The 9,335-nt window shown below is 33.5% G+C and carries 18 protein-coding genes; 16 read left to right on the top strand and 2 right to left on the bottom strand.

All coding sequences use genetic code 11. From position 1 onward, the window contains the following. The coding region (locus BG20_RS09195; protein WP_010194308.1) for a Snf7 family protein at positions 1–443 on the top strand (443 nt) is incomplete at its 5' end. 16 nt (positions 444–459) lie between these two features. Here the strand turns inward: BG20_RS09195 and BG20_RS09190 are convergent. Together BG20_RS09190 and BG20_RS09180 are read right to left on the bottom strand one after the other, a co-directional pair. Next, on the bottom strand, positions 460–801 hold the full coding sequence (locus BG20_RS09190) for a hypothetical protein (protein WP_010194307.1): 342 nt from the start codon (positions 799–801) through the stop codon (positions 460–462). Between the two features lie 253 nt (positions 802–1,054). Continuing rightward, positions 1,055–1,471: a DUF371 domain-containing protein gene (locus tag BG20_RS09180; protein ID WP_048097196.1), complete on the bottom strand. Its 417-nt coding sequence runs from the start codon at positions 1,469–1,471 to the stop codon at positions 1,055–1,057. A 52-nt stretch (positions 1,472–1,523) separates the two neighbouring features. Between BG20_RS09180 and BG20_RS09175 the strand changes: the two genes are divergently transcribed. The 15 genes from BG20_RS09175 to BG20_RS09110 form a co-directional block, all read left to right on the top strand. Beyond that, entirely contained in the window at positions 1,524–2,261 is a 738-nt protein-coding gene (locus BG20_RS09175) for an archaeal proteasome endopeptidase complex subunit alpha (protein ID WP_010194293.1), read from the top strand. Positions 2,262–2,293: 32 nt separating this feature from the next. Further along, positions 2,294–3,106 (top strand): putative RNA uridine N3 methyltransferase, encoded by an 813-nt coding sequence (locus BG20_RS09170; RefSeq protein ID WP_010194290.1) that lies wholly within the window; start codon positions 2,294–2,296, stop codon positions 3,104–3,106. Positions 3,107–3,314: 208 nt separating this feature from the next. Then, on the top strand, positions 3,315–4,307 hold the full coding sequence (locus tag BG20_RS09165) for a 50S ribosomal protein L3 (RefSeq protein ID WP_010194288.1): 993 nt from the start codon (positions 3,315–3,317) through the stop codon (positions 4,305–4,307). Continuing rightward, positions 4,307–5,119 carry a 50S ribosomal protein L4 gene (gene rplD, locus BG20_RS09160; RefSeq protein ID WP_010194286.1) on the top strand — a complete coding sequence of 271 codons (813 nt, stop codon included), beginning with the start codon at positions 4,307–4,309 and terminating at the stop codon, positions 5,117–5,119. Before BG20_RS09165 ends, rplD begins: the two co-directional genes overlap by 1 nt. Then, complete coding sequence (locus BG20_RS09155) at positions 5,116–5,382, top strand: 50S ribosomal protein L23 (RefSeq protein ID WP_007401551.1); 267 nt, start codon at positions 5,116–5,118, stop codon at positions 5,380–5,382. Before rplD ends, BG20_RS09155 begins: the two co-directional genes overlap by 4 nt. A gap of 41 nt (positions 5,383–5,423) precedes the next feature. Beyond that, positions 5,424–5,819 (top strand): 30S ribosomal protein S19, encoded by a 396-nt coding sequence (locus tag BG20_RS09150; protein WP_007401550.1) that lies wholly within the window; start codon positions 5,424–5,426, stop codon positions 5,817–5,819. A gap of 5 nt (positions 5,820–5,824) precedes the next feature. Beyond that, on the top strand, positions 5,825–6,055 hold the full coding sequence (locus tag BG20_RS13430; RefSeq protein ID WP_238527589.1) for an uL22 family ribosomal protein: 231 nt from the start codon (positions 5,825–5,827) through the stop codon (positions 6,053–6,055). Next, complete coding sequence (rplV, locus tag BG20_RS13425) at positions 6,052–6,282, top strand: 50S ribosomal protein L22 (RefSeq protein ID WP_238527588.1); 231 nt, start codon at positions 6,052–6,054, stop codon at positions 6,280–6,282. The genes BG20_RS13430 and rplV overlap by 4 nt, the downstream gene beginning before the upstream one ends. 1 nt (position 6,283) lies before the next feature. Beyond that, the gene (locus tag BG20_RS09140; RefSeq protein WP_007401548.1) at positions 6,284–7,039 is read left to right on the top strand and encodes a 30S ribosomal protein S3; all 756 of its coding nucleotides are present in this window, start codon (positions 6,284–6,286) and stop codon (positions 7,037–7,039) included. Then, positions 7,039–7,242 (top strand): 50S ribosomal protein L29, encoded by a 204-nt coding sequence (rpmC, locus tag BG20_RS09135; RefSeq protein WP_007401547.1) that lies wholly within the window; start codon positions 7,039–7,041, stop codon positions 7,240–7,242. Before BG20_RS09140 ends, rpmC begins: the two co-directional genes overlap by 1 nt. Next, positions 7,239–7,505: a ribonuclease P protein component 1 gene (locus BG20_RS09130; RefSeq protein ID WP_010194283.1), complete on the top strand. Its 267-nt coding sequence runs from the start codon at positions 7,239–7,241 to the stop codon at positions 7,503–7,505. The genes rpmC and BG20_RS09130 overlap by 4 nt, the downstream gene beginning before the upstream one ends. Beyond that, positions 7,502–7,825: a 30S ribosomal protein S17 gene (locus tag BG20_RS09125; protein WP_007401545.1), complete on the top strand. Its 324-nt coding sequence runs from the start codon at positions 7,502–7,504 to the stop codon at positions 7,823–7,825. Before BG20_RS09130 ends, BG20_RS09125 begins: the two co-directional genes overlap by 4 nt. After that, positions 7,825–8,247 (top strand): 50S ribosomal protein L14, encoded by a 423-nt coding sequence (locus tag BG20_RS09120; RefSeq protein WP_007401544.1) that lies wholly within the window; start codon positions 7,825–7,827, stop codon positions 8,245–8,247. Before BG20_RS09125 ends, BG20_RS09120 begins: the two co-directional genes overlap by 1 nt. 1 nt (position 8,248) lies before the next feature. After that, on the top strand, positions 8,249–8,695 hold the full coding sequence (gene rplX, locus BG20_RS09115) for a 50S ribosomal protein L24 (RefSeq protein WP_010194282.1): 447 nt from the start codon (positions 8,249–8,251) through the stop codon (positions 8,693–8,695). Continuing rightward, on the top strand, positions 8,695–9,335 hold a 641-nt coding region (locus BG20_RS09110; RefSeq protein WP_010194281.1), incomplete at its 3' end, for a 30S ribosomal protein S4e. The genes rplX and BG20_RS09110, both read left to right, overlap by 1 nt.

Here is a 9,335-nt window from a genome sequence, read left to right as displayed (position 1 = left end):
ACAACAATGCATATGCTCAAGCATATGCAAATGAACTTGTTCAAGTTAGAAAAATGAAAAACATGGTAAGTGGTGCAAAACTTTCAATGGAACAAATTCAATTAAGACTTAACACGGTTTCAGAACTTGGAGATGTGGTGGTTACATTAAGTCCATGTATGTCATTGATCAAGGGATTAAGTCCATCACTTAGTGGAATAATGCCAGAAGCTACATCATCTATGGAAGATTTGTCACAGATATTAGGAGACGTTATGGTTGGTTCTTCAATTCAAGGAAATGACTTGATGAGTGTAGGAAACACCACAAATTCAGACACACTAGCAATTTTAGAGGAAGCACATTCTATAATTGCAGGACAGACACAATCATCAATTCCAGATATTCCAGACAATCTAAAGCAAGAGATAACTCAAAGAAGAACATCAGATGTTTTAATTTAATAAAATAATCCAGATACTATTTAATTTTCTTTTTACTCTTTTGTATCAAAATTTTTTTAATTCTAGAGATTGTAGGATAGCTGTATCCTCTTTTACGATAGTTGGCAATCATCATTTTCCAATTTTTTAGTCTCCATTGTGCTTGTTCAAACGTAACTGAATGCACTTCTTTTTGAATAATACTTTTCCTTCCAACTTTTAATGTTCCAGCATCTTTTGCAGACCACCTGTTTTTGGCAAATTTTAAACCAGATAAAATATCATCAAGTGGCATTTCTTTGAAATATTCTTGTAGTCTTTTTAGATCTACATCACTAGGTTGCTGAGCAAGTTGTAATTCAATAACTGGTTTTTGCATAAAAAACATCCATGTTCATAGTTTAAGAAATTCTTGCTAAATCAGATTTAACTAAAGCAGAAAAATAAATGAAAACTAGTTCTAAATTAGATCAGCAGTCTATAATAGTAAGACTTGAATTTTTACAAATTTCCATATATAATGCAGTTCCAAAGATTAGTGCACCAAATATAATCAATGGAATTAAAATGAAAATTTTTGTTTTCAGGCCCATATCTTTGCTTGAATGTAATCATATAAAATACTCACAGATCTAATCAACTATTATAGTAAAGATTCCTTTAGTCTTTGGATTTTGTAGTAATAGGATCATCTCTCGTGGAATAAGATCTGAGGCCTTATCGCATTTTACTGCCAATGTTCTAGGGCATACAAAATCACTTTTTCGAATTACAATATCTTCAAGATGGGTCAGGCTAAGATTTTCATGACCTCTTCCTTCTACATTAAACTCGTATGAGCCTACCTTAATAGATAATGTCACTTTGGAGTTAGGATTTTGTAGTTTCTTTTTTAATGAAAGTGGTAATTCAGCACAACTTGTCGTTGCATTAACTCCAATTATACAATCTCCGCTGGGAGTCAGATGAGATTCTTTTGTGATCTCAATTGTTTTTTGATGATTTGAACGTATATTTTCATGGCCAGAAAATTGTATTTCAAATCTCATGGCAGGTTTGAGAACCAAAGCTTAAATTAAACTTTCAAGGGTCTGATATCAAATGCTTCCAGCACAACAAGGATACGATAGAGCAATTACAGTATTTTCACCAGATGGTAGATTGTATCAAGTAGAATATGCTATTGAAACTGTAAGAAGAGGAACCATTGCAGTTGGAATCAAATCAAAAGAAGGAGTCATAATTGCAGTTGAAGAGAAACCAAGAAAATTACAGATTACAGATATTGCTCAAAAAATATTTCAGATCGATGATCATGTAGGAGTAGCTGCCGCAGGATATATTCCAGATGCAAGAAGTCAAGTAGACAATGCAAGATTCTTTTCCCAAAGTAATAAAATGATTTACGATGAAGCTGTTGAAGTTGAAACAATTGCAAAACATTTAGCTGATCAATGTCAGCAATTTACACAGTATGCAGGAGTAAGACCTTTTGGAGTAGCGTTAATTTTGGGAGGAGTAGTTAACAATAATCCTCAAATTTATCTAACAGACCCAAGTGGAACATACATTTCATATGATGCCATTGCAATTGGATCAGGATCAGACCAAGTGACAGATTTCTTAGAGAAAACTTACAACAAAGAATTATCATTAGATGATGCATCAGCATTAGCATCTGCTGCAATTTATCTATCAAGTGAAGATAAAGAAGGCACAAGTCATATTAGAATGGCACAAATTAAAACAAAATCAGGTTTGTTTGAACTAGTATCAGATGAACAAATAGCAAAATATGCTAAAACTGCTAAAGAAAAATATCCTCACGGAACAAAGTAAAATATCAAAATCAGATGTGAGATTAAATTACATTGAAAATATCTATCGCAATTCCAGAATCTGCATTATCTGATGAATCTTTAAAACTTGACAAGACAAGAAAGATATCAGTATTAGCTAGAGCCTGTTCAATTTTTAAAATAGATACAATTTATGTTTATCAAGAAGGCAACTATAAAGAAGACGGTAATTTACTTGTTACAATTTTAAAATATTTAGAAACACCCCAATTTTTAAGAAGAAGGTTATTTCCAAAAATGAATGAGTTAAAATTTGCAGGAGTGTTATTACCACTAAGAATTCCAAGTCATGCAACACCTGCTAATTCTAAAAAAATAAACATCGGTGATGTAAGAGAGGGAGTAGTAATAAGCATCAAAGGTAAACGATTCGTAGATGTTGGAATTAATGAGGCGATTCCATTTTTTGGAAAAACTGACGTGGGAAAGAGAGTGACAGTACAATTCAAATCAGGATATCCAGATTTTTCAGTTAAAGAAATTCAAAGAAACGAAACTCCACTTTATTGGGGATATACGGTTAAAGAAAGATCGAATTTGTTTTCATTGTTAACAGAATGGCGAGGAAATACAATAATCACATCAAGAAAAGGTAGGACTGCAACAAAAGAACAACTTACAAAATATTTGAGCTCAGAACTACCAATTTTGGTAGTTTTTGGTTCACCTGAGAAAGGAGTTCACGAAATTTTAGGTGGCAAAATGAAAAACATTCAAAATGCTAAAACATTAAACTTTTTTCCAAATCAAGCAACAGAAACAGTGAGATTAGAAGAAGCACTGCTAGGAACACTATCAATAATTAATGCTTATAGTATCAATTAAAAAATGGCGGAAAAAAGAAACTTCCTAATTTTAGCAATAGGATTGGGAGTAATTGGTGTAATTATTGGCAGCATTACTCTTTGGAATTTTGTTAATAACATAATTAGACCATAGTTTTTTTGAAATAGTTCGTTAACCTTCAAATTTTAACAAGTTAACCATGTCTCACATGGTTTATTAGACGGGTGAAGACGATTTCGATTTATCCATGGGACATAGAAAATACGCTCAACCACGTAGAGGAAGTGCAGCATACTATCCTAGAGGACGTGCTAAAAGTATGGAGGCACGTATCAGGACTTGGCCAACAAATAATTCAGATGAGCCAAAAATTCTTGCACATTGTGGTTTCAAAGCAGGATGTGTTCAATTAGTCACTATAGATGACAGGGATAAAACTCCAAATGCAGGAAAACAACTTGTTAGTCTCGGAACGGTTTTAGTCACACCTCCAGTTTCAATATTAGGAATTAGGGGATATTCTAAAGATCATTATGGATTACATGCAGAATTTGATGTTTATGCAAATGAATTTCCAAAAAGTATCTCTAAAGAAATTAATCTAAAAAATAAAGAAGGTGCGCTTGAAAATGCAGAAAAAATTCTTGGAAGAGTAAAAGAGATTTTTGCAATAGTTGCAGTATCACCTAGAGCCGCAGGTTTAGAACAGAAAAAACCATACATCTTTGAAGCCTTAGTCAGTGGAGGAGATGTAAAAAAACAATTTGCACATGTAAAAGAATTATTAGGAAAAGAAATTAAAATCGATCAAATTTTTGAAACAGGTGCAACAATTGATGTTGCTGCAATTACAAAAGGCAAAGGATGGCAAGGCGTCATACAAAGATTTGGGGTAAAGAAAAAACAACACAAATCAAGAAAAACAGTTAGAGAAGTTGCTTCATTAGGTCCAATTTCTCCAGCAAGTGTCATGTATTCAGTACCAAGAGCAGGACAGATGGGATTTCATCAAAGAACAGAATATGATAAAAAAATTATGGTAATTGGAAATACGGAAAATAATCAAATAAAAATAAATCCAGATGGTGGATACAAACATTTTGGTTTGGTAAAAGGAGATTTTATTATTCTAAAAGGTTCAGTACCAGGAACATATAGAAGACTAATCAAATTAAGAAGTCAAATAAGAAATGCTCCAGTAAAAATCAGTAAACCAAATATTTTGGAGGTAGTAATTTAATGAAAACTACTGCATTTACAATAACTGGAACTAAAGACGGCGAAGTGGAATTACCATTGATATTTTCTACACCATTTAGACCAGAATTAATTCATAAAGCATTTACAAATCTAACTTCACATAAATTCCAGCCACAAGGAAGACATCCAACTGCAGGCATGGATGTTGTAGCAAGATCCAATGATCCACCAACAGGACAACATCAAGCACGTATTGCAAAGATGAAAGGTGGTGGTGGTGGAAGACAAGGTCAAGCAGGTGGTGTTGCATCAGTACGAGGTGGAAGACAAGCTCATCCACCAATAGTAGAAAAGGTAATTTTTAAGAAATTAAACAAAAAAGAAAACAAATTAGCATTATGTTCTGCAATAGCAGCTACTGCATCAAAAGATTTGGTAAAATCACGTGGTCATAAAGTAGATGGCATAGAATCATTTCCAATAATTATTTCAAACGATGTAGAGAATATTTCAAAAGCAAGTCAAATGTCAAAATTATTAGAAGATCTTAAACTAATGAAAGATGTTGAAAGATTACAATCACGAAAACCACGAACAGGTCAATCTTCACTTAGAGGAAGAAGTAAAAAAGTCGGAAAGAGCGTATTGTTTGTAACAAAAGATGCATCAAAGATAATCAAAGCGTGTGGTACATTACCAGGAGTAGAAGCCAGAGCAGTCAAAGATTTGAGTGTGTTAGACTTGGCACCAGGATCAGATCCTATTAGATTAACAATATATTCAAAAGCAGCATTAGAAGAAATTGCAAAAATAAAATCAACTCATTTGGAAGTAATGGTGAAAACAAGATGAATGTAGATCAAGCAAGTAAAATCATTTTGAAACCATACATAACAGAAAAAACATTTGCGATGGTTGAAAATGAAAGCAAGATTTGTTTCATAGTAGACAGATCAGCTAGTAAACCAGATATCATTCAAGCAGTAGATGCACTATACAATCAAAAAGCTATCAGCGTAAACACAGCAAGAACAATTTATGGCAAAAAAGCATTTGTCCAATTTGAAACTACAGAAAAAGCCAGAGACTTAGCCACAAAGATAGGAATGCTATAATATGGATAACAAAAATTCAACAACACTAAGGGAGAAATAAGATGGTCAAAGAATTTCTATATCGTGGATTGCCAAAAGAGGAACTAGACAATATGTCTCTAGAGAAACTATTCCAAATTTTTAATTCCAGACAAAGACGATCACTCACTAGAGGGATTACAGATGATAAAAGAAAATTAATCGAAGAGATAAAATCAGCAAAAGCAGGAAAACTAAAAAACCCAATTAAGACACATTTAAGAGATTTAATTATTTTACCATACATGGTAGGCGTTACAGTCAATATTTTTTCAGGAAAAGAATTCACTCCTGTTTTATTAAAGAGTGAAATGATTGGTCATTATCTTGGAGAATATGTAATTACAAACAAAAGAGTATCACACGGTGCACCAGGTGTCGGAGCATCGAGATCCAGTCTCTACGTACCATTAAAGTGATTATCATGGGCAGATTTAATTACGCATTTCAAAATTTTGACCCAACAAAACATGTTCGCTCATCATTAAGAGAAAAAGACATCTCACACAAACATGCTCGTGAAGTTGCAGTTGCAATTAAAGGACTCTCAATTGAAAAAGCTCGAGATTATCTTCAAGCAGTCATTACAAAACAAAGAGCAATCGCATTTAGAAGATTTAACAATCAAGTAGGACATAGATCAGATCCGGAATGATGTCAGGACGTTATCCACAAAAAACAGTTAAAGAATTCATTAAGGTATTGGATAATTTGGAATCAAATGCAGAATACAAAGGAATGGATTTAGATAGATTGAGAATTGTAAATGCTACAGTACACAAAGGAACAATAGTAAAAAGATTCACACCAAGAGCAATGGGGAGAGCCAGTCCAAAAAACAATGTGTTGACACATGTAGAATTGGTGGCACAGGAGGTATAACATGTCTGCAGTAAAAAACGTAATCAAAGATAATTACAATATGATGCTTCTCAAAGATTACCTTAGAGTTGCAATTAAAGATGCAGGATTTTCACATGCAGAGATTTCAAAAACACCTACTGGAACAAGAGTTGCACTTCATGTAACAAGACCAGGCATTGTCATTGGAAGAAAAGGTTCAGGAATTAGAGAGTTAACAGATAAACTTGCAACAGATTTTGGATTAAAGAATCCACAGATATCAGTAGTGGAGATTGACAAACCAGAGCTTTCACCAAGTGTAATGTGTAATAGAATGGCAGCTCACCTAGAGCGAGGTACAGCATTTAGAAGGGCAACAATGTGGACATTAAAACAAATTATGGAAAATGGTGCCATGGGTGTTCAAATAACAATTTCAGGTAAATTACGAGGAGATCGTTCTGCTTTTGAGAAACATACTGCTGGAATTTTGCCAAGAGCAGGTCATCATGCAGAAGTAATTGTTGATGAAGATATTGCACATGTTGAAACTGCAATGGGATTAATTGGAATTAGAATAAGAATTGCAAGAAATGAGAAATATGTTCCAGAGTTTGAATTAAAAACTCAAAAACCAAAGAAAGCAAAACAGGTCAAAGATGCAGATACAGGTAAGATGAGAGATGAAACTGAAAAAGAAAGAAAAGCAAGAACCGAATCAGAACAAATTGCAATGGAAGAAGAGAAGATGAAAGAACTAGAAACACTTGAAGAAGAGGAGGCCAAGTTATTGTAATGACCCGATTAAGTATGAAAACAATTAGAGAATTAAATGAAAAAGATCTGAAAAGCAAGATTCAAGAGACTAGAAGCGAACTTGCAAAATTAAGAGTTGATGGTTCAAAAGGTACTTTAAGAAAAGAAAGTGGAAAACTAAAACCACTAAGACACGACATTGCAAGAATGATGACAAGAGTAAATGAGTTGAAGAAGAAATGATCACATCAGATAATTTAACATCACATGAATTAATTGGATTACGCATAGAAATTATAGAATCGTCCAATCCACAAATCATAGGATTAAATGGAACAATAACTGATGAAACAAAATCGATGTTTACAATGAGCACAGTAAATGGAAGTAAAATGGTTACAAAATCAAATAATGTTTGGAAGTTTTCAATAAACAACCAAGATGTTGTTTTAGAAGGTTCAAAAATTTCAAAAAGACCGCATGACAGGATAGGAGGAAGAGTATGACTCTCAATATCGGATTAAAAGTGAAAGCACCTGAAAGAGAATGTACAGATACACATTGTCCATTTCATGGTAAATTATCAGTAAGAGGAAAACTGTTTGACGGTAAAGTTACAAGCAACAAAGCAAAACAAACTATCACATTACAAAAAGAATCACCAATTTACTATATGAAATTCAAAAGATATGCAAGAAGTAAAAATACAATTCATGCACATGTTCCTGAATGCATTGATGTTGAAACTGGTGATCATGTATTGACTGCTGAATGCAGACCAATTTCAAAATCAGTATCATATGTAGTAGTAGAGGTTAAAGCATAATGGCAAAACAAGCAGGTAAAGGAGTAGCAGAATTCCGTCCTCGTGTAACTAAAGCAATTCCAATCGGAGCACAAATAGTATGTGCAGACAATACGGGTGCAAAAATTTTAGAAATAGTAATGGTGCAAAGACATCATACTAGACATGCTCAATTAGCAGCAGCATCAGTAGGTGACTTTTGTAATGTTGTTGTAAAAAAAGGCCCTGCTGAGCTAAGAAAACAAGTGTATGGTGCAGTGATAATTAGACAGAAATATGCAGTTCGTAGATTAAACGGTGTAAGAGTGTGCTTTGAAGACAATGCAGCTGTTTTGATTACTCCTGAAGGAGAAGTCAAAGGAACTGACATCAAGGGACCAGTTGCAGCAGAAGCTTCAGAAAAATGGCCAAGAGTAGCTAACTTAGCATCAATGGTGGTATAAAATGAAACCAACAAAATCACGTAATAATTTAATTTATCGTGCAACATTTCATACACGAAGTAAACAATTAGGAAGTCCATTATCAGAAGAACTCCGTAAAAGATATGGTAAAAGAAGTATTAGAGTAATAGAAGGAGATACCATAAAAATTGTCAGAGGGGAATTCAAAGGAGTAGACGGTAAGATTGCAAAAGTATCAACACAAAAAAATAGCGTTTCAATTGAAGGGGTCAAAAAAGAAAAAACAAAAGGAGACAAATTCGATATCTACATCCACACATCAAATCTTGTGGTTACTGGTTTGAACACTGATGATAAATGGCGAATTGCCAAATTGGAAGGAAAGAAATCTAGTGAGAAACCAGTAGTAGAAAAAACCCCAAAGAAAGAAAGTGCATCTAAAGAAACAAAAGGGACCAACAATCAAAAAAAGGAAGTTGAAAAATAATGGTAAGCATATCTGGAAGTAAAAAACTCAAAAGACAATTAGCTCCACAGTTTTGGGGAATTACAAGAAAAGATAAGAGATTTGCAATTACAGTAAGACCAGGTCCTCACAAAAAAGAGTATTCAGTACCAACTGCAATTTTTCTCAGAGATATTTTAAAAATTGTAACGACATTAAGAGAAGCCAAGGCTTCAATTTACACCGGTAAAGTAAAAATCGACGGAGTAGTCAGAAAATCACTCCATCATGCAATTGGATTAATGGATGTAGTTGAATTAGAAAATGTACCAGAGATATACAGAATGGTTCCAATGGAAGGAAAACTACTAAAACCATTACAAATTAAAGAATCAGAAAAATCAAAAAAATTAGTTAGAGTTACAAGCAAAACAACTATCAGTAAAGGTAGAATGCAGATTGGGTTTCATGATGGACGTTCAACAATTTCAGATACTAAAGTAAATATCGGAGATTCATGTTTAATACAAATTCCAGATCAAAAAATTCTCGAGGTCATAAAATTAGAAAAAGATTCACATGCTCTAGTAACACGCGGTGTTAACGCAGGACAAGTTGGTACAATCGAATCAATTGAAGAAGGATCTTTTATCTTACCAAAACGTGCAGTTTTAATTTTAGG

It is taken from the genome of Candidatus Nitrosarchaeum limnium BG20, assembly GCF_000241145.1.
Lineage (GTDB): Archaea > Thermoproteota > Nitrososphaeria > Nitrososphaerales > Nitrosopumilaceae > Nitrosarchaeum > Nitrosarchaeum limnae.
This window is presented reverse-complemented; position numbering and strand designations above follow the sequence as displayed.